20 protein-coding genes are annotated in these 20,445 nt (G+C 56.5%); 7 read left to right on the top strand and 13 right to left on the bottom strand.

Going from position 1 to position 20,445, the window contains the following annotated elements:
• Positions 1-81 precede the first annotated feature (81 nt).
• Positions 82-318: a hypothetical protein gene (locus HQL44_09930; protein ID MBF0268901.1), complete on the bottom strand. Its 237-nt coding sequence runs from the start codon at positions 316-318 to the stop codon at positions 82-84.
• Positions 319-526: 208 nt separating this feature from the next.
• Here HQL44_09930 and HQL44_09925 point away from each other — a divergent pair, with 208 nt between their 5' ends.
• Positions 527-1,018, top strand: a complete 492-nt coding sequence (locus HQL44_09925) for a hypothetical protein (protein ID MBF0268900.1) — start codon at positions 527-529, stop codon at positions 1,016-1,018.
• A 1,318-nt stretch (positions 1,019-2,336) separates the two neighbouring features.
• On the opposite strand, the gene HQL44_09920 is transcribed toward HQL44_09925, so the two are convergent.
• The 7 genes from HQL44_09920 to HQL44_09890 form a co-directional block, all read right to left on the bottom strand.
• The gene (locus HQL44_09920; GenBank protein ID MBF0268899.1) at positions 2,337-2,663 is read right to left on the bottom strand and encodes a transposase; all 327 of its coding nucleotides are present in this window, start codon (positions 2,661-2,663) and stop codon (positions 2,337-2,339) included.
• Positions 2,664-2,829: 166 nt separating this feature from the next.
• On the bottom strand, positions 2,830-3,498 hold the full coding sequence (locus tag HQL44_09915) for a hypothetical protein (GenBank protein ID MBF0268898.1): 669 nt from the start codon (positions 3,496-3,498) through the stop codon (positions 2,830-2,832).
• Between the two features lie 252 nt (positions 3,499-3,750).
• Positions 3,751-4,761 (bottom strand): hypothetical protein, encoded by a 1,011-nt coding sequence (locus HQL44_09910; GenBank protein ID MBF0268897.1) that lies wholly within the window; start codon positions 4,759-4,761, stop codon positions 3,751-3,753.
• 233 nt (positions 4,762-4,994) lie between these two features.
• Positions 4,995-6,488, bottom strand: coding sequence for a VWA domain-containing protein (locus HQL44_09905; protein ID MBF0268896.1), 1,494 nt, complete (start codon positions 6,486-6,488; stop codon positions 4,995-4,997).
• A gap of 13 nt (positions 6,489-6,501) precedes the next feature.
• The gene (locus tag HQL44_09900; protein MBF0268895.1) at positions 6,502-7,314 is read right to left on the bottom strand and encodes a hypothetical protein; all 813 of its coding nucleotides are present in this window, start codon (positions 7,312-7,314) and stop codon (positions 6,502-6,504) included.
• 108 nt (positions 7,315-7,422) lie between these two features.
• Entirely contained in the window at positions 7,423-7,803 is a 381-nt protein-coding gene (locus HQL44_09895) for a hypothetical protein (protein MBF0268894.1), read from the bottom strand.
• Between the two features lie 464 nt (positions 7,804-8,267).
• Complete coding sequence (locus tag HQL44_09890; GenBank protein MBF0268893.1) at positions 8,268-8,651, bottom strand: cyclic nucleotide-binding domain-containing protein; 384 nt, start codon at positions 8,649-8,651, stop codon at positions 8,268-8,270.
• A 198-nt stretch (positions 8,652-8,849) separates the two neighbouring features.
• On the opposite strand from HQL44_09890, the gene HQL44_09885 reads away from it, so the two are divergent.
• The 6 genes from HQL44_09885 (at position 8,850) to HQL44_09860 (ending at position 14,505) form a co-directional block, all read left to right on the top strand.
• Positions 8,850-9,170: a hypothetical protein gene (locus HQL44_09885; protein ID MBF0268892.1), complete on the top strand. Its 321-nt coding sequence runs from the start codon at positions 8,850-8,852 to the stop codon at positions 9,168-9,170.
• A gap of 95 nt (positions 9,171-9,265) precedes the next feature.
• Positions 9,266-9,454, top strand: coding sequence for a hypothetical protein (locus tag HQL44_09880; protein MBF0268891.1), 189 nt, complete (start codon positions 9,266-9,268; stop codon positions 9,452-9,454).
• 537 nt (positions 9,455-9,991) lie between these two features.
• Positions 9,992-11,698: an iron ABC transporter permease gene (locus tag HQL44_09875; protein MBF0268890.1), complete on the top strand. Its 1,707-nt coding sequence runs from the start codon at positions 9,992-9,994 to the stop codon at positions 11,696-11,698.
• Between the two features lie 131 nt (positions 11,699-11,829).
• Positions 11,830-12,927 carry an ABC transporter ATP-binding protein gene (locus HQL44_09870; protein MBF0268889.1) on the top strand — a complete coding sequence of 366 codons (1,098 nt, stop codon included), beginning with the start codon at positions 11,830-11,832 and terminating at the stop codon, positions 12,925-12,927.
• 78 nt (positions 12,928-13,005) lie between these two features.
• Positions 13,006-14,037, top strand: a complete 1,032-nt coding sequence (locus tag HQL44_09865) for a Fe(3+) ABC transporter substrate-binding protein (protein ID MBF0268888.1) — start codon at positions 13,006-13,008, stop codon at positions 14,035-14,037.
• Between the two features lie 114 nt (positions 14,038-14,151).
• Positions 14,152-14,505 (top strand): (2Fe-2S) ferredoxin domain-containing protein, encoded by a 354-nt coding sequence (locus tag HQL44_09860; protein MBF0268887.1) that lies wholly within the window; start codon positions 14,152-14,154, stop codon positions 14,503-14,505.
• A gap of 43 nt (positions 14,506-14,548) precedes the next feature.
• On the opposite strand, the gene HQL44_09855 is transcribed toward HQL44_09860, so the two are convergent.
• The 5 genes from HQL44_09855 to HQL44_09835 form a co-directional block, all read right to left on the bottom strand.
• The gene (locus HQL44_09855) at positions 14,549-15,544 is read right to left on the bottom strand and encodes a hypothetical protein (GenBank protein ID MBF0268886.1); all 996 of its coding nucleotides are present in this window, start codon (positions 15,542-15,544) and stop codon (positions 14,549-14,551) included.
• Positions 15,544-15,933: a hypothetical protein gene (locus HQL44_09850; GenBank protein ID MBF0268885.1), complete on the bottom strand. Its 390-nt coding sequence runs from the start codon at positions 15,931-15,933 to the stop codon at positions 15,544-15,546. The genes HQL44_09855 and HQL44_09850 overlap by 1 nt, the downstream gene beginning before the upstream one ends.
• Positions 15,930-16,472, bottom strand: a complete 543-nt coding sequence (locus HQL44_09845) for a recombinase zinc beta ribbon domain-containing protein (protein MBF0268884.1) — start codon at positions 16,470-16,472, stop codon at positions 15,930-15,932. Before HQL44_09845 ends, HQL44_09850 begins: the two co-directional genes overlap by 4 nt.
• An 842-nt stretch (positions 16,473-17,314) precedes the next feature.
• A complete protein-coding gene (locus HQL44_09840; GenBank protein MBF0268883.1) occupies positions 17,315-19,723 on the bottom strand; it encodes a DEAD/DEAH box helicase family protein in 2,409 nt (802 codons plus the stop codon).
• 121 nt (positions 19,724-19,844) lie between these two features.
• On the bottom strand, positions 19,845-20,429 hold the full coding sequence (locus HQL44_09835; GenBank protein MBF0268882.1) for a hypothetical protein: 585 nt from the start codon (positions 20,427-20,429) through the stop codon (positions 19,845-19,847).
• Positions 20,430-20,445 lie beyond the last annotated feature (16 nt).

Here is a 20,445-nt window from a genome sequence, read left to right as displayed (position 1 = left end):
GCCTCCTTCCTTTGGTGCGCCTTGTCTCTCTTTTCACTTTTCGTGGTACCACGCACTTTGCAAAAGTCGCGGCACATAAAATCAAGCGACATGCCGCAGAAATCCGGTCCCAGCATTTCCCCGCGCCTCTGGCAATTTTTGGTTCCAGGCAATCGGCATATCTTGGTACCAGAGAAAACCGTCTGAATCGCAAATCAGCGGTACCGTCAGTTTTCTGAAATCACGAGCCGACATTATTGACAACGGCAGGCGTTTTCGTTGCTCCAGCAAAGCTGCGAAATATGCAGAATCTGTGGCGCCATCGTGAAGCACCTCCAAACCAGCACGCCTGGAACTGTCAATGAGTGGAAAGAGGTGGATTCCAAAATCCCATCACCCGCGCAAGGGCGGCTTCAAATGCTCTGGTTCCCTGGGACCACCTCACAACACATTGAAAACAAGGAGAGACTTGCGAAGCGCGAATAATCTCCTAAATTATCTGGTGCTTAGATGACATTAAATGCCGATTTTCAAAAAAATGTCCTAGTTGATCATTCGAATAGATGAGATTAAATCGCCGTTTTCGAAAAAATATCAATTTTTGGAATGTTCCAGAAAGACATTTCTGATCTTACAAATATGTCAAACAGAGCGAAACTTCATTGCACTACCTATGAGGAGACCGACCAATCGGCTCGGATTGATGTCAAAAAATCGCAAACGCGAAACCGCCGATCAGCAGCGTCTAGTTGCTGCAAATTTTCTGAGTATGTCTGTTGGTTTGCAGGGAGGTTGCGGTACTGGGTCGTCTCCCGTGTTTTCCAAAAACCAATCGATAGATAAAGATGCGATTTCACGGTACCGCGAAATCGCCGCCGATGGCGTTGATTTTGTACCAGCAGAGTCACCGATGCGTGGAGCCGCCAAAAACGCCAACCGCGTACAAAACTTTGTACCGCCGAATCGCAAAATCTTGGACTCACGGATTGTTCAAGCTGTCGGTACCACGAAAATGCAAAACACAGCCAAGGCGCACTAAAGGCGATTCGCGGCGGCGGAATCGCAATTTGGAAAAGGCCCTCCCGGCGGGACCGTGCAACGGCATCACAATGGCCGAAAAAAAATATCGCGGGCGGCAAAGGACAAAACCTCGATGGGCAGGTGGCCGGAAATTGTACCAAAGCGGGTCCGGGCTCAAGAAAATCCAAAAGTCAGAACAGCGAGAAACCGCAAAAGCGTCCTGGCGATTCCAAGCTGGGCTTTGGGGCGGCAAACACCCAGGCAGGGGATCTTTGGCCTAAAGGGGACAGCACGCCCGGGAATGCCATCCGTAGAGGGCAAGAACCCGGCTGGGCATCCAGGCGAGATGGTGGAAGCCGATGCTGCCGAGCAGCGCCTTTCAGTCCCTTCTCGGCCAGCCAGCAGGACGGATCGACCCAATAGCCCGTCATCAGGCAAGCAGGGCGATAGGGATGAGGGTAGGAGCCTCCCTGCCTGATTCTTTCCAAAACCAATGCTTGGGCCAGAGGCGGCGACGACAAGACGGAGGGCAGCAATGGCGGACGGAACAAGGGGTTCCGGTCCCCGTTTTCACCCTTGCAGCCTCGCCCGGCCTGGTAAGACAATGAGCCTAGCTGCGACGTTGTTTTTATCGAAATTGTCGCGCCTCATATGAGACGACGTGAATATACATCTAACTGTCGGGCTTTGGAAACGAGCCGTATATTACGCGACGTGAGTATAAGCCCAACTGTCGGCTTTGGAAAACGAGCCATATATTACGCGACGCGAGTATAAGCCCAACTGTCGGGCTTTGGAAACGAGCCGTATATTACGCGACGTGAGTATAAGCCCAGCTGTCGGGCTTTGGAAACGAGCCGTATATTACGCGACGTGAGTATAAGTCCAACTGTCGGGGTAGGGGAGTTTTATGGGCGGGTAGGTCGTTACATGACGCGACGTGAGTATAAGCCCAACTGTCGGGGCAGTAGCCGCGTCTTTTAAACAGATGGCCAATCTCCAACTCCGAAGGAAATCATTAGGGGCTGCGCATCTCGTAACAGCACGGCACCACGGTATCTTTTACCTCCTAGACACAACATCCCCAAATAGTCGTATTATCCGCAAAAAAACACAGCCGCGATGCAACACAGTTTAAACAAAAAAATTAGCCTGTAAATTGATTGTCGTCACACATGACTTGTGATTTCTATCACTTGCCTTTGATCAAAAGACTGCAAGAATACCCTTCAGTTCCTTCATGCGCGTTCCCGGAAAGTTACCGTCCTCCAACGGCCCGGGAACCGGGAACCGCAAAGCCGCCGGACGTCCTGCCGGCGGTTTTCGCGTTTTTGACATCATTGTCGCTCCAGAACACCGAGGACGAGTTGGAGTGCCCCTGCATCGACGCCGCTGCCGACGCGAAGACGGTACTTGTCGGCCACATCGATCTCTATCGCCACCATCGGCATCGCTGATTGCGGCGTTACCTCTTCCGGCTGCTCTGGCCACACGACCACTGGCACCAACTGCGGGGTGGCCGGATCAGGTGGTCTGCCGGGCAAGCTATCGCGAAAGGCCTTGCGCCACTTGAACAGTTGGTTCGCGTTCACGTCATAGCGCCTTGCAACCACAGAAACCGAATAACCCGGCTCAAAGGACGCCGCGACAATCCCCCGCTTCAACGCTTCAGACCACGAGCGATTGCGCCGACTGACGCCCCGTCGAACTTGTGTCCATAACCGGTTTTATGGACACTTCTCACTCCAAATTCCACCAAAGATCACGGCAGAATCGACGAAATGACCGAATTACAAAAGGCGGCCCACGCCGGAGGAATGCAGCGCACAGCTAGCGAAGAGCATCCAGGATCGGATCTTCTTCGCCGCGTGAGCGCCTTGCTTTTTGAGGGCGTTTGACCACGCTGGCAGGCTTACCCGATTTCACACTCGACCATGTCGCCGTTGTTCGTGACAACACGCCCCAAAGCTTAAGAAATAGACTTTCCCGACCATCCCAAAGGGTGGTAGTTTGCTTGTGATACTGAACTTCGGACATCCGTGGGCTGAGGTGCGGAAAAGGCCCCATGGTGGGACCATCTGTTGCTTCCCCATGATGGGTGGAGAAACCTTCTGTGTCTGTACTCACACCCAATTGATCCGAAGAGTTACCCACAGTCTTATCCACAATCTGGTCCAATGGGCTGGCGGTGACCATCAAATCGGCCACTAAATCAATGTCCCAATCTGAGTTCCAGGCCGCCCCGGCCTTAGCCACCTCAAGGTGAAGTGACAGCATAGCGAAGCTTTTATCGAAAACTTCGGTAAGACTCTCCGTCCACCCCTCCGTTTCCCCATAAAGTAGGGCAGCTTCAAAAGCCGTCGCGAAGCATGCTAAATCCGCCAGGGCATGGGCGGTTGCGCCATTTGCCATAAAACGGATGATGCTACTTGGTGGTCTTTCAAGATGGACCATGGTTGAAGAACGGTATGCACTCAGACCAGCTTCAACTTTAGGCATGAGGACGAGGCATTCTTCAATGAATGTGTCTCGTTCTCCCCGCTCTGTGTCACTGCCCTTACGCTCTGAAGGGGGTGCGTCAATGTTTTCACACGACACAGCGCAGGGTATTTCACCTGATGTCTTGGAACTGGGGCTTGCCCGCTTTCGACTTTTTTTTGGGATATTAGTCACAGACCAACATCCTCCTGTTCATAGCAAGCTTACAACGCACTATCTGAGAACAAGTAAAGGCCCAGCATATATCCGCGCTTAAGCCGTCACAGCGTCCGAAATCGCGTCATCTAACTCGGATGTTGCCGAGGTGGTCCGGGCCTTGCGGTAGCGGTAAATGCCGTACCCGGCTGCGGCGATGACGCCACCCAGGATGACAGGACCAGCAGCGCCGAGCCCCAAGCCAAGGCCTAAGCTCATGCCGGTACCAGTCCATAGGGTGCCGACCGCAGCGGCACCCTTGGAGGCGGCACCAGCAGCGGCGCCCTTGGCAACTGAACCTGCCACAGCAGCTTTACCGGCAGTCTGCAATGCCACAGTCTGCATGGCACCCTTGGCGGCGATAGCGCTTCCGACCGCGCCCTTAGCGGCGACACCCGTCACAGGATTGAGAACCAGGAATTTGCTCGTTGTACCAGCCATCATAGGAGCCTCGCCAATAGCGAAGGTCTTGCCGACCAGCCACGGCAACTGCCCAGCTCCATGTTGAACCTTGAGGACCACCAGATCCTTCATGGTGGCAGCGGTTTCACCAACGGGTTGAAGGAAGAGCCAATTGGCGGCTCCATTCCCGGCGGCAGTGGTCTTCGCCACCATGAAAGTCTTGCCGGTCATCATCTGGACCTGCCCGGCCTGTCTCGCGCCCTCGAGCTTCATCATGATCATGCCGTTCCCGCCACCCTGGGTGGCGGCAGCCGTCAGACCACCAGCACCGGCAGCAACGGCAGCGCCCTTTGCAGCGATACCTGCCTTGGGGCACAGCACAAGCCATTTGCTTATGCCGTCTGCAACGAGAGGGGCTTTGCCGACGGTGACTGTCTTGCCCACCATCCCCGACAACTGCGCGACTTGACGGGCACCTTCCAGCTTGAGGGCAACGGCACCCTTTCCAACGGTAGCGCCACCAGCTGGGTTCAGGAACAACCAGTGTCCCATTCCATTTCCAGCAGCAGTAACCTGACCTACCGTGTAGGAATTCCCGGTCATCGATGACAGGAGAGCGGCCTGGGTGGTTCCCTCGACCTTGGCCATGATCATTTGGTCAAGCATGCTAACTGCTCCCTATACAATGACGCAGAGCGACAAGCCGATCCGCTGAAGTACCCCTAGTCATGTCAACGTTACATAGATCTAATGTACGCCTATGTATATTGTGATTAAGTTATAGCAAGCTGAGGCGATATCTGTCCAAAGAAATATATCTCGAGCAACCTGAAGTTCGTGTCCCACGAAGCCCAGAGGGGCATCAATCAGATTAATCATGAAAATATCCTGCCCCTTGCTCACAGTTTTGTGGGGGTCTGGTCGATCCGGGTGATGATTTCTACCCACCGCATCCAGTCGTCGAGATTATTTTCAAACTCGATCAGAAGGGCAACGGAGCTACTTCCATCACGGCGGATTTCCTGAAATTTCTTCACCCCCAGAACCACATCCATATTCGGGCAGATAATCTTGGTGACAACCTTGACTTCGGCTCCATGTGTCTCGAATTTGACGCCGTGCATGGAAAGATTGATGGCAGGCGTTTCCCGCTTCTCACCATCAGCACTGATCCATTGAATTTCCATGGCTCCGGAAGGCACGGCAACACGCAATGAGAACCGTCGTTCGACCTTGACAGCTTCGCTTTGCGCAATAAGAAGCTTCCGCCGCAACTTCTCCGCGTCATCAAGGGCACCTTTGACCTTGGCGTCAATGTACTGGGAGGCAAGGTCCACCGGAACGACTGGTTCGGCCTTGGCAGCCGCTCGTCGCCGGTAGACGATCAAAGCTCCAATAACACTGCCCAACAACACAAGAACAATCCCCCATATGGGTGACGTATCCGCAGGAGCTACGGGCTGGGGCGCAACCGGCTCAGCCACCCTGGCTTCAATGGGGGGAGATAGCGGCTTGGGGGCGGGTTGCTCACTCGGCTGTACCTTCGCAGCGATCTCAGGAATTGTGGTCAGGGCTATAACGGCTCGATGTTCATGGTCGTCCGGCAGGGCTTCCTTGACGATAACACTGGAACGCTGCTGCAAGGCCGTCATGGCCTTCTGCAATTGCTCAACGGGGTTTTCCTGAGCAGCCACCCGCATCGGCAGGTATTGGGCACCCGCTGCCTTGGCCCAGGTCTTCAGATAATAGGAGGTTCCAGATAAATCCCAAATGATTAGCCGATCCCCGATCAGTTTGGCGATGCCGGGCATCTGGCCTTCGATCAGATCGATATTACGGGCGTGGTACAAGGCACCAAGCTTTTCAAACTGTTCGCGCTTTGAGATCCCGGCATCCTTCATTTGTTGATACTGACTGTTCAGATTGTCATAGCGGGAGTCCGCTTGAACCTCCTTGCTGAGATAGCCCAGCTTGGCATCCCAAATCTCAGGCTCGCCATCGGATATGATCACGGCCAGTTTCGTCGAGGATTTCGCGAAATTCAGCAGATAGCGAAAGGGCATCTCCAAATCCGTCGCCTTGCCGACTGTTTCAATGCCGTCGATGGCCCGGTTCACGGCATTGATGTCGGTGGTGGGATCGCGGTCGATAGCGAGGTGGCGGTACAGGGTTTCGTCGAACCCGACGATTTCGATCTTATACGGATTGTCGAAGGTCTTCAGGAAGGTAAGCAGCCAGGCCTTGGAGGCGAGTTTTGGATCGTGCTTTCCAACCGATCCCGACTGATCGAACAAGATGATGATGTCCGGCTGCTCTTGGGCTGAAACTGGACGAACAGGGCCAAGAAAAACACTGGCAATCAGGGCGGCAGCCAGAAGGATGCGAGCAAGCATGTCCGATCCCCGCCTATTCTAGGTTGGACAGAATGGTCGAACGCTTCTCCGCAAGGAAGTCCTTGATCTCGGTCTCGGCCATGAGCTTGCGCTCCGAGGCGAAGGTCGAGAAATATTCATGGATACTGTCGAATTCGGCTGTAACTTTCTCGATCAGCTGACGCCGCAAGTCAGTGACCTCGGTCTGATAGCTGCTCTCAAACCGTTCCTGAAGCCGCGACTTTTCAGATTCCGTCCACGCCATGACCTTAGACAGCGCCAATTCCTTTTGCGCGGCGATGGCCCCCTCCATTTCGGCTACTTTTTCCCGGCGGCGCTCGTCGATATCCCGATCAAACTCGGCCATCTCAGCCTCAATCTCACGCTGCCGAGCCAAGAGAGCGGTGATTCTTTCATCGAGAGCGTCCTTTGTTCGGGTGAGGACAGTGATATTTGAGGACAATTCATCCACATGTGTTCTCTTGCGACCGACCTCCTCCTGAAGGCCGGAGATTAGCTCTACCAACTTCTGCTCGACCTCACGAAGCTCGTTCACACGGGTTTCAGCCACAACCTTGGCAGTGATGGCGGCGTTGATTTCAGCTTGCTCGGCCGCCAGCTTCTCGGCTTTACGGGCATCCACTCCCTGCTCAAATTCACGGACAGAGGCGAGAAGCGCATCTTCTCTTGCGGCAAGCACATTTACCCGAAGCTGAAGATCGGCCTTCTGCCGGGTAAGCTTCCCAGCGTCATCGATACCCTGAAAGTTTATTGGTCGGCTATCCTTGGGGACTGGTTTTGCCTTGTCGCGATCAGCCAGTTTGGACACGCCAACCATGACGGCCAAAAACCCGCATGCTGACAGAGCGATAAGAAGTATCGGCATAATCCCCCTCAAATGGCTAATGGCCATATTCGCTTAGATTAGCACAGCCGGTATTACCGTAAATATGGACTATACCATGGCGGCGGCAATTTTATGCTTTCGTGCCCGAGTGGCCGCCAGCTTGGATTCAGTGGAATGCTGAAGGTCCAATGCAGCTTTCGCCTTCCGCTTGGCGGCGGCGGCCAACTTGGCGGCCTGCTTGGCATTGACACCGGCGGCTAATGCACGCTTCTCAGCCTCGTTGGCCTCGGCGATTAGCCTCTCTGCTGCCGCGATTTCGGCGGCAAGCTCCGCTGCCAGGGCCGCCTCATCGTCCGGTGAGGATACCAGCTTTCTAAATGCTCCGTATACAGCATCAGCCATTGACGCGACCTGGGAGACTATTGTGGCGGTCTCTTGACTGTTCTTGGTCCAAGAGCGGGGATTGCTCTTTGGATTGGCGGTATACATCCGATAGGCCCCATACCCAGCTAAGCATACAGTTCCCGCAAGCAATGCAGGCCCCCAAGCGCCGAGGCCCAAGCCAAGACCAAGGCTCAGCCCTTTTCCAGAAAACATGGATGAAATCAGCTTGGCCCCATTCGTGACCCCGGCTGAGGTCGCGTTGATAGATCCAGAGCCGACCCCAGTAAGGTTGGTGTAGGGGATGCTTATCTTGCCAAGAGCGATACTGGTGGAGGAAGCCTTGGCAGCCCCCGAACTTATCCCGGAAAGCTTGGAAGTCGGAGGAACCAGCTTTACAGCGGCGGCACCTGCAGATTTGACTTTCGTCGCACCAGCACCGCCCCCGCTGAGATGGCCGAGCTTGTCCACGGCGTCAGGTGTACTCATGCACTATCCCCAATCCATCGGAAGGCTATAACAACGGCGCGGTTAGAGCAAAAGTACTAGCCTTGGGGGCTTGGGTCTAGCGGTTACTTAATCTTTGAGATTTCGTCGCTCAGTTTCTCATCCATCGTTCGGATGATAGAAATGAATTTCGTGAGGAGGTGCCTTGTCACGTGATCCGCCTTGTCGATCTTGGACAAGAGCTTGCCCCGGGTGAGGACAATCAGTTTTGAGTCGACAAGGGCTCTGACCGTGGCGGTGCGAGGCTTATCGTCGATCAGGGCCATCTCGCCCACAATCTCGCTGGCCTGGACAACACCGAGATGGACTCTTTTGTGCCGCTTGATGCGAAAGACTTCGAGCCTTCCTCTCCGGACAACGTAGGCTTTGTCCGGTGCGTCCCCTTCGTTGAACAGAACCTGTCCTGCCCTAAGGTCAATCTCTTCAAGAGCATCACTGTCGGCCATCATGAAACGATGGGCTGCTCGTTCTATTCTGTCAATCAAAGAGATTAGGGGCAAGACTCATGTGTGGACGGCCCCTGCATTGCAACTGCTTTCGGTTGCCAAAGATGTCGCCGTTCAAGTCGCGGGGTGCAGATAATCCCCGCATGCCATGGGCGAAAATGTACGTGGCTTCATCAACACCTGTGTTGTGAAGCCATTGCTATGCCCAAAGCCAAGGCATCAAAAGAAAATCGTGTTTCCCGTCAGCGATTGCTGCCGAAGCCTTCGTCGGGCTTCATGTCGATTTCTCAAGTGGTCGAGGAATTCGGATTCAGCGCAAGTTTTCTCAATCACCTGCCCGAAGATCGGCGTACCAAATATCATATCGGAAAAATATACTACGAGCGGGCTGAAATAATCGCCGCGATCAAGTCGCATCGATTGGCCATCCCTGCAAAACGCCGCTCGACGGGTGGAAAGCGTGGACGCGGACGCCCGCGAAAACCGGTAATCCCTGAAAACGAAACGGCTAACCCGCTCTGATTCGTCCTGGTGGCTCAGGTGGAAAAGCGGGCGGCTGGGGGCGCGGCGGCGGCAGCCGCAAAATCGATCATCAGACCTGGCCTCGGGAGGCGGTTTTGAAAATCGAATTGGAAGTCCCGGACCAAGAGGCCGCCGATCTGCTCAAGAAGCTGGCCGAACGCCTGGTGCGCTCGGGCCAGGCATGCCACGGGCTGGCCGCCAGCACAGCGTTTGACCCTTCTAAAACCCTTCCATCTCCAATTTTGGCAGGAGATAACAAATTATTGATGAAATTGAATTGGTAGATCGCAAAGACGAATGCTTGAAGATCATCGATTAGGTTGTGCGCAACTGTTACTTCAAAGATCGAATTGAGTATCACAACGAGCCTATTTACAGATTACTTAATCAAGAAACACCTATTTGCTGCTTGTTTATTGGACTGAGAGCAATTACTGAGAAATGCCGAAAGCTATATTCAACATCGCAGATGATAATTACATAAAGTTTCTATTTCATGAGTTATTTCATTGTGCCTGGGGCGTCCGGCTAGCCCGAGATTTGAACGTCACGGTGGCCAAGCTGGCGGAGTGGCGGGACCGGGCGCTGGCCGGGGCGTTGTCGGCGATGAAGGAGCGCGACCCAAGGCCCATAGCGGGAGGAGTCCGGGTCCGGCCGCCTTGGCAAGCGCTCGAAAATACCAACACAGTTAGTATGTTGTAGCCAGTGGCAATCCGTCGCGCCGCTTCCCATCTATCGCGTAGATGATATTGACAGCTATTTGCATTTGCGATAGCGTCACCAAAACCACGTTAAAAATAAGCTTATTCGGAGTTCCTGGAATGACTGAAACCGCCGCCGCCTCTGCCGTGAGGGGTAGCAAGCTGCTAACTGTCCTTAAGGGCGCGCGTCCGTTTGGCGCTGGCTCGGGTTGGGTCGCCTCGACCGTGTTCATCGCGCTGCTGGTGGGTGCGCCGGTTGCCTTTATTCTTGCCCATGTCTTCGTGTCGTCCGGCGATGTTTGGGAACATTTGGCGCAAACGGTGCTGCCGCTCTATGTCGTCAACTCCGTCCTTCTCATGCTGGGTGTGGGGGTGGGCGTCATGGTCGGCGGCGTTGGAACGGCGTGGCTGGTCACCATGTGCCGCTTTCCGGGGCGCGGTATTCTCGAATGGGCGCTGCTGCTGCCGATGTCCATGCCTGCCTACGTGGTCGCCTATACCTACACCGGGCTTCTTGACTTCGCCGGTCCCGTCCAAAGCGCGATTCGAGAGGTCTTCGGATGGAGCTCGACTAGGAACTACTGGTTTCCTGAAATCCGCTCGCTGGGCGGCGCCATCATCGTCATGTCGCTGGTGCTCTATCCCTATGTTTATCTGCTGGCCCGTTCGGCCTTTCTGGAGCAGTCGATCTGCGTACTTGAGGCCAGCCGGACCTTGGGCCGCGGGCCATGGAAGGGGTTTTTCAAAGTTGCGCTGCCGTTGGCCAGGCCTTCGATAGCTGCCGGAACCGCTCTGGCGCTGATGGAGACGCTGAACGATTTTGGCACGGTTCACTATTTCGCGGTGGATACTTTCACAACAGGCATCTATCGCACATGGCTGGGTCTTGGCGAGCCGACCGTGGCGGCGCAATTGGGCGCCGTACTGCTGCTGTTCGTTCTGGCTTTGGTGATGATCGAGCGCGTCTCGCGCGGGGTCGCCAAGTTTCACCACACGACCACGCGCTACCGGCATTTGCCAGGCTACCAGTTGAGAGGCTGGCGCAGCTTGGCCGCCCAGACCTTCAGCTTCACCGGCGTCTTCCTGGGTTTTGTTCTGCCGGCGAGCGTGCTGGCCTGGTGGTCGCTGCGACACAGTGTGGTCAATCTCGATTTCCTTCCCATGGCGCGCAACAGTTTCCTGCTGGCGCTGGTGGCTGCTCTGGCGGCGGTTGCCGTTGGCGTCGTGATGGCCTATGCGCAGAGATTGAGCCCAATGCCCGCCACCCGCGCTGCCGTGCGCCTTGCCAGCCTTGGTTATGCGATCCCCGGTTCGGTGATCGCCGTCGGCACTCTGGTTCCACTGGGAATGATCGACAATGCGCTGGCCAGTTTCATCTTCGAGCACTTTGGCGTGACGACAGGATTACTGCTGACCGGTAGCATCGCCGCCCTTGTCTACGCCTATCTGGTCCGCTTTCTCGCCGTTTCCTTCAACGGCATCGAGGCCAGCTTGGCCAAAGTCACGAATTCCATGGAGGCCGCTTCCAGAACCTTGGGCCAAGGGACGTTCGGAACCTTGCGCCGCGTTCATATTCCGCTGATCCGCGGCTCGCTGCTGACGGCAGGGCTTCTTGTCTTCGTGGATGTGATGAAGGAGCTTCCGGCCACGCTTATCATGCGCCCCTTGAATTTCGACACGCTGGCCGTGCGCACCTTCACCCTTGCGTCGGACGAGAGGCTGATGGATGCGGCGGCACCAGCGCTAGTCATAGTTCTGGTAGGGCTATTGCCTGTCATGATGTTGAGTTACGCGGTCGCCAGGTCACGCCCAGGAGGCAAATCATGAACAAGATGTTTTCAAAGCCCCAGCCCGCTCTTTGCGGCCCTGGCCCGCATTGCGCCCTCAATCCCAATGGCGGCTGCGCGGCAGATCCGTTGCGCATGGCACCCTGCCCACCCGGATCATCATGCCTTATCATGGATCAAGTCTCGTGCGCCTATGGCGAGACTCGCGTGGTGGACAACGTCTCCTTCGCCGTGCGCCCGGGCGAGCTGCTGTGTCTGCTAGGGCCTTCCGGCTGTGGCAAGACGACGACGCTGCGCATGGCCGCTGGCTTGGAAAACCCCGTCGAGGGACGCATCATCCTTAACGGCCAGGTGGTCGGCGGCGGGGGCGTTCATGTGCCGCCAGAGAAGCGCAGCGTTGGATTTCTCTTCCAGGATTATGCGCTTTTTCCGCACATCAACGTGCTGGCTAATGTCGCCTTTGGCATCCTCGACAAGACCCAGGCGGAACGCCGCGAGCGGGCGATGGAGATGCTGAAGCAGGTCGGCATGGAGAACTACGCAGAGGCTTGGCCGCACCAATTGTCGGGCGGGCAGATGCAGCGCGTCGCCCTGGCTCGCGCGCTGGCTCCCAAACCCATGCTGATGCTGCTTGATGAACCATTCTCGGGCCTGGATAAGAGGCTCAGGGACCAGATCCGCGACGAAACCCTGCATGTGCTGAAATCCTCGGGCGTTTGCGTGCTGATGGTGACGCACGACCCCGAAGAGGCCATGTTCATGGCTGATCGCATCGCCATCATGCGAGGCGGGCGCATCGTTCAAATAGGCGAGCCAGAGGAACTCTACAGGCGTCCAGCCGCCTCGTTCGTCGCGTCGTTTTTCGGCGAGGTCAACCGCATTCCCGCCAAGGTCAAGGGAGGGGCGGTGAATTCTCCTTTCGGCGCCTTTCCTGCTCCTGGTTTCAAAGATGGCGACCAAGTCGATCTGGTGGTCAGGCCCGAGGCGCTTTCTTTGGAACTTGGGGATCACGGCATCGCCACTGTGCTGGTCTCACACATGCTGGGACGCTCAAACCTGATCCATATGCGTGTCGATTCGGAACAGGGCGCTCCCATCCATCTCCACGCCCGGACGACAGGACCGCTGCCCCATATCGAAGGTGCGCGCGTTTCCATCAAGCTCGACCGTTCGCAGGCCTATGTCTTTCCAGCCGAAGATCAGTCCGACCCGGAGCCGATGCCGGAAGAGGTTCAAGCGCCTCCGCCCAGCCTCGGCAGTTTCTGCTGAGAGGCTCGGGGAATCCGCCAACCCGCCTGAACGGCAACCAATCCACCACGTATCCAAAGAAAGGACCAAACAATGAGAATGCCCCGCAATCGCTCTTACGCCTTCAGCCTAATCGGCGCAGCGCTTCTGGTTGGCGCTTCACTCAACGCCGCCTCCGCCGCCGAGGTCAATGTCTACACGGCGCGCAAGGATCATCTGATCAAGCCGATCTTGGACAAATTCACGCAACAGACCGGCATCAAGGTGAACCTGCTTTCGGCAGGCGAGGACCAGCTGATCGAGCGGCTTAAAAGCGAAGGCGTCAATAGCCCCGCCGACATCTTCCAGACGACCGATGTGGCGCGACTGAACCGCGCCCGCGTCGAGGGCTTGCTTCAGCCCATCACATCTTCAGTTCTGGAGAAGAATGTGCCCGCCAAGTACCGCGATCCGCAAGGGTACTGGTTTGGCCAATCGGCCAGGGCGCGCGTGATCTTCTACAGCAAGGACCGCGTTAAGCCGGGAGAACTGTCAACTTTCGAAGATCTTGCCGATCCGAAGTGGAAAGGGCGCATTTGCGTTCGCAGCTCGTCTTCCGCCTATAATCAGTCCTTGCTGGCGGGCATGATTGCCGTTGATGGTCTGGAAAAGGCCGAAGCTTGGTCTAAGGCCATCGTCGCGAGCATGGCAAGAAAGCCGCAGGGCGGCGACCGCGATCAGATTTCCGCCGTCGCGGCAGGCCAGTGCGACATCGCCATTGCCAACACCTATTATTTCGCGGGCATGATCACCAGCGACAAGGCCGAAGAGCGCGATGCTGCTGCCAAGGTTGCGCTGTTCTGGCCCGGCCAGCAAGGGCGCGGCGCGCACATGAACATCTCTGGCGCCGGCATCACCAAATCCGCCAAGAACAAGGCCGAAGCGGTCAAGCTGATGGAATTCCTCTCGGGGGCCGAGGCGCAGCAATTCTACGCCGAAGTGAATAATGAGTTTCCTGTGCTGCCGGGCGCCAAGCGTTCGCAACTTGTCTCAGCCTGGGGCGAGTTCAAGGAAGAGACTATGAATGTCGCCATGCTGGGCGAGAATAACGCCCAAGCCATCCGGGTCTTCGACCGGGTCAGCTGGCGATAAGCGGGCAAGCGGCCTCCGCCATCTTCTGGATTAGGGGATGGCGGGGCTGCGGCCATGACATTCTCCGGGCCCCATCTGCCGGAGTCGAAGACTACATCACAGGAGCCGGTTTTCATGAACAGCAACGTCTCGAACAAGCTTGCGGAACACTTCCGGGCGCACCTCTTCATGTGTACCAACCGGCGGCCAGATGGGCATCCGACAAGTTCGTGCGCTGAAAGGGGTGCGCAGGACATGGCGGAGGCCGCCCGCAAGATTTTCAAGGAGATGAATCTCGAAAAGACCCGATTCAACTACGCGGGGTGTCTTGGCCGGTGCGGCCAGGGGCCGGTGCTGGTGATCTATCCTGAAGGCGTCTGGTATTCAGTGAAAACGAGCGCCGACATCGAAGAGATCCTGTCCTTGCATTTGCGTGAAGGCAAACTTGTTGAGCGGCTGCTGACGTCGGTGGAAGCTCCGCAGGTCTAGGGCTGCATTGCCTTTGCAGTCAGCCCTCCATAGCAGGTTGGCGCTAGCCAAGAGGCGGAAAAAATCTCCACAGCAACCGGAAGAACCTGGAATTCTGCCGGTTGAGAGCCTTTTGAATCCGGCGGCAACGCAGTTCCGGTTCGTATGCAAGATGCGGATCTTTCCTTTCATCCTGGTTCGGAAGAGAACGAATAAAGGGCGCGACGCTCTTGATAAAGGCGAGGGCGGGAGGATAACCGCGCAGTGCCGAGGCGATGAGCATGTTTTTCGTCGATTCGCCCATGTCCTGCCACTTGCCCGCAGCCGTCTCGCTGGCAGGCGAGAGCAGATCCTTCGCGGCGATGCGAAGACACTGGCGTTCTCTCGCCTTCAATCTTAAGAGAGCAGATGCTCTCCAAGCCACAAGCTGATGGAGCAACACAGCTTTATGTTGTCTGAAGCCGAGAACAGCGGCCTTTGAAGCACGAACAAGCGAAATGGCGCCATGTCCAATCCTCCACCCTGCCCAGCCAAGTCCGGCCCGCGCCGCGCCCATGGACAGCTTTGCCAAGTATCTCAGGCGGGCCAGGTTCCTTCCGGGATGGCTGGATAAGGCGGGAAGCCTTTCTTGAGGCAAACAGGGGGGGGGGATTGGCGGCTCCACGTCATCATCCAGATGAAGAACATCGTCCGGAACCCGCCGTGAGATTGAACCCGTGCCAGTGTCCAGTTCACGCGGGAGCGGAATGCCATCTCGAAGTGAAATGGCCGCGATAAGAGCAAGGCCGAGGGGGCGGCGCCCGTGAAATAGTAGCGCGGCGTGTTCGCGCTTCAGGCGTTCATCTTCGGACTGTGGCGGAGATGCCAAGTGGCACAAGGAAGTCGCCAGCCTTAGGGCCAAGACAGGATCGAGGCCGAGATGATTGGCGACGCTTTGCCACGCCTCGTTACCGCAAAAGGCGGCAAGCAAAAAAGTCTCTCTCTCAGCACTGGAAAGGTCTTCCCATCTCTTGGTGCCGCCATCCAAGGCGGCCTCTGGCGTTGGATCATGCTGATCCATTAGAGCAAAATCTCCACAGCTGCAATGATCTGCCAAAACAAAAGCGAGTATACACCAATTAAGCTGAGGGGAGAAAGCGAACCGTCAATATCTATGCAGTTAGCCTCGACGATATTGGGGGCCAGCAGGGTAAGGCGGAGAATGCGGCTGACATAGGAGCCGTTCAGCTTCTCGGCCTCGGCCAGCTCGTTGAGCGAGAGGACCTGCCCCTCCTCAATCATTCGCTTCCATTTGAAGGCGCGTGCGAGCGCCTTCAGCAGCGCCTCGTCAGGCTTGGAGCAACGGCGCTCCGGAATACCCTCGCCCTCGGGCACGATGATCTGCTTGCGCCCGCCGATACGGCGAATGGTCATCGGAATGCGGATGGTCAGGGTGTCCTGGGAAATCATGCGGCCTTCCTTTTGCGCTGCGAGTTCATATCGGCAACCACGCTGGCCAGCCCATCGATCCTAAGCTTCAACTCGACGTCGCCGGGATGGACGGCCACCTTCTCGACCAGCAGTTCCAGTATGCGGGCCTGCTCGGCGGGGAATAGTTCATCCCACAGGCGGTCAAATTCCGCCAAAGCGCTGCGCACGTCGGCGGGCGGAATGTCTGCGGCCAGCCGTTCGACCCGAGCCTGGATTTCAGGGGCCTTTAGCAAGGCGCGAACCTGACCGATGACAGCGGCCTCGATCTCGCCTGCCGCCACCGAGCGCACCGGGCATTCGCCGTGCCCGGACCTGATCGCCTTCATGCATGTATAATACCGGTAAAGACGCCCCTGCTTGCGGGTATAGGTGGGGGCCATGGCCCTTCCGCAATGGCCGCAATGGATCAGGCCCTTGAGGGGCGCTGGCGTTGCCGCTCGGGAAGCGCCTGCCCGCACCCGGGGCGATTTTTCGGCCAGCACGGCGCGAACCTTGTCCCATGTCGCCAAATCGATGATCGCCTCGTGCTCGCCGGGCCAGCTCGTTCCCTTGAACGCGTGTGCTCGGAAACCTGAACAGTACTGCCGTCCCGGCTTTGGGAATAGGCGCGAACTTCGACGATGGCTTCCGGTCCGCCTTCCGGGTCATTGGCATACATGTGCGAACTGCCCGGCACATAGATGCCGGGATAGACCCGTTTGAACTCGCCGGTTACATGGGCGACGTAGGCATCGTGTTCGGGGTGGCTGTGGTCCCGGTAACGCTTGTCGGCGACGAGCGTCCGCAGGGCCTCCCTGATCTGGGGACGTGTAGTACTGGACATGACACAAACTTCCTGTGGTTGTTAACTATGAACATATGAAATCGCAATGAGCGAAGCGTGTCAATATAAATTCCTATATATAAATATGTGGTCTTATATACATGCGAATTATCTACATGCAGTGGCATTGCAACCTATTGCGGCAAGGCGGAGAAGGTTCATCTGGAAGCGCCTGCGCCCCGCCAATATCTTTTTCCAGACATTCTCTGGCGTGCTGGCAAGGGCCTGAAAAGCCCAGGTTTGGCGCAGTTTTTTAGCTGTGGCCGTTGACCTTGGCGGCACTGTTTGGCCCCGATTTCTCCCAAAACCCCTTCTCTCCGGCCCCTTTTCTCAGAAGGCTGTTGACCTTGCCGGAAAGGTACGAGATTTTGATTTCGTGGAAATTCAGAGGGTTATGGGACGCAAAGCTGTTGACCTTTTCGCCACTTTGGGCGGGCGCGAAAAGGGTCTGAGGGCGAATCAAAGATCAACAGCGTGGCTCAGATTATGACTTTCACCAGGGGGCGGCGGTGGGTCGCCCACAAAGGTTCTCAGTTCTCAGCTACAGACTGCCGAAACCGAATATCCCAGGCTGTCATATCCCCTGATCCGCTTGCTGCTCATGCGCGCCAGAACCGGGACAGTATCATCCACGTAGTCATAAACGATCACCTCGCGCTTCCCAGGATGGAGGCGATGCAGACGACCGGCATATTGGGCCAGTGTGCCGCGCCAGGAGATAGGCATAGTTAAGAACAGCGTGTCGAGTCGGGCATCGTCAAAGCCTTCGCCGATGTAGCGGCCAGTGGCGATCAGCACCCGCTCCTCGTTCTCCGCGATCGCCTCCAAGTGTTCTGTCACAGCGCGCCGCGACTTTATCCCCATACCTCCATGCAACACGATGACGTTGCGAGCAAAGCGCGATAGCTGTTCCGCCAGCAGCAATGCATGTTCCTTGCGCTCGGTTAGGATCACCGGAGAGCGTCTCGCCTCCAGCGATGTCAGGACGTCGTCGAAGATCAGCGCGTTACGTGCATCATCCTTGGCCAGGGCACTGTATACATCCTGGATCGCCGGACGGTCGGAGGTCATCTCCGGCGGCAGTGTAAACCCGGTATGGCGAAGAATTACCCGGTGTCCAAACGGGCGCTGGGCCGCCTGACGTTTGGCATCGACCCGGAACCGTACTGGGCCACACTGCATGAAGATGATTGGGTGATGCCCATCCTTGCGGGTGACTGTTGCCGATAGACCAAGAACATATTTAGCCTTGCAGCGGCGCGCTACCGCCTCGAAACTGACTGCCGAAAGGTGGTGGCATTCATCAACCACCAGATGGCCGTAGTTGCCGACAAGGTCATCGACTTCGCCCTTGCGCACCAAGCTCTGAATGATGGCGACATCAACGATGCCGCCAGGCTTGCGTTTGCCGCCGCCGATTTGGCCGATGGACTTGGGCGGAAGATCGAGAAAAGTGGAAAGCCGGGCGATCCATTGATCGAGGAGTTGTCGGCGATGGACCAGAACCAGCGTATTGGTCTTGCGGGCAGCAATGGCATAGGCGGCGACAACCGTCTTGCCGAAAGCCGTAGTTGCCGCCAGCACCCCGGTATCGTGCCGCAGCAGAGCATCGGCAGCGGCCTGCTGCTCCAGCGTCAGGCTGCCGACGAAAGCCGTCTCGACGGGATGGCCGACATGGCGTTCGTCACGGCAGCGGATGCCGATCCCCAGCGAGGCAAGCAATGCTTCCGCCTGATCGCGGCAGCCACGGGGCAACGCCACATGATGAGACAATAATTCTGCACAACCAATGATACGAGGAGTGCCGAAGGTGGGCAGGCGCATAGCCTGAGCGCTGTAAAATTCGGGGTTCTGGAACGCGGCTAGACGAACGAGCCGATTTACCAGAGCAGGCGGAAGGGGCGTGCGGTCAATGTAGATTTGATTGCCCAGTACCATGTCGATTGCTTCAGGCAAGGGGCCGCCAACCGGAATCTCCGGCTTGCGCCGGGATGGCGGCGCCAGCCAGGGTTCCTCGTCATCCTCGTCCATCGGTAGGCGTACGCCCAAGATGCGTCCCTGGCGGCCAGCCTCCTCGGTCAGGGCGGACACTTCAGCCAAAGTCATTTTTCGGATCTCTGACAGGTAGCGCCACTGATCGGGATACTGCTCGAATTTGGCATCAAGAAAGACGCTGTTTCCGGCCTCACGGGGGCGGTGCTGCAAAGGCAGAGCAATTAAGTTACCGAACCCGCCAGACGGCATGGTGTCCTGGTTGGGGAAAAAGCGGTCGTAGGATCCAAAGCCGAGGTCAGGGGCGCGTTCCATTGTCTCGGTCAGGATATGCGCCCCCAATCGACGAGCTAGGCCAGCGGGGACAGGATCGGCGAAGAAAATCCAAACGTGTCCGCCGTTGCCGGACCGGGAGCGCTCCACGGCTGCCGGGATGCCCTTGATCCGGCATGTTTCCAGAAAGGCTGAGATATCGTCTCTCCAGGACGTCTTGTCGAAGTCGGCGGCGAGAAACCAGCAGGTTTCATCTGCCAACAGAGGATAGACGCCAATAGTGAAGTCCCTCCCGTCCAGCCCTTCGCCACGCAGATGCTGCGCGACGACGGCATCGGTCACAGGTAGAAAGCGGCGGTTGGGGCAGTCTGTGCACTTAACCTTGGGCTTGCCGCACAAGCGCGTTACCCATTCGTTGGCGCAGGCCGGCGAATAGCCAGACTTTCCGCTTTTCAGATTGGTCCAGCGCTTTGGAAAGACATCCTCCCGTCCCCGAAACAGCGAGCGAAACAGAGAGACCTTGTCTGCGGGTGAGGAATTTCCCGTTACCAATCCAACGGCAGAGAGAACAGAGGCGGGTACATGGAGTTCTTTCTGGGGCGACAGAAGATCGGCAAGCCTTTCCTCCAGAGCAATCCGTTCCGCTTCCAGCGCAGAAAGGCGATTCCTGATATCGAGAATTTTTTCATCATCAGAGGGAAAAGCAGGTGCCACGATCACGGCCTTTCGCAGATCAGTCTGGTTCTTCGATGCTACGCCTGACGGTGAGACCAGACGAGAGGCCCCATAATCTGAGCCCGTATCAACATGATGAGTAATACGTCCCCTGCGATTTAATTTCAGACAGGATTTCGGCGTAATCCTGCTTTATCCCCCTTCCCAACCAAACAAGGCTGCTGATAATCCCATCCGTGATGAAGCGCCCCTTGTATTGCAACAATCCCGTTTCCACGAATGCGCCCGATCCACCGATTATGTTTCTTATGCGCTCCGTTAATCCAAGCACGCCATAGGCTGCCTGATTTGACGGATCTATGAACACGGAATGGGTTCTGGTGTCCTTGAGATAGACCCACTGCTTCACCTCAATGCTCTCCATGCCTTTTACCACTTCTGGCGGAAGATCAATCGATCTGGCCATAAGCTTGTCTACGGCAGAATTAAGAAGGGAACGATCTGAGCATAGTTTTGAGCGCGCAGAAGCGAACTTATCCAGAAAGTTTTTGGTTCGCTTATTAACGGAAAAGCCGCCGATCTGAGTTAGAATCAGCGTATATCCCTGGATAAAATCAGATGCATCTTGTTCCGAGACTTTCATTAAAACCTGCCTGTGCGACGTCAGCAAAAAAACAAGAAGAAAAATATGGCCCATTTCCAAGCGCAGCATACCATAAAAATGGAGG

The sequence above is a fragment of the Alphaproteobacteria bacterium genome (assembly GCA_015231795.1).
Classification (GTDB): Bacteria; Pseudomonadota; Alphaproteobacteria; order Rhodospirillales; family WMHbin7; genus WMHbin7.
This window is presented reverse-complemented; position numbering and strand designations above follow the sequence as displayed.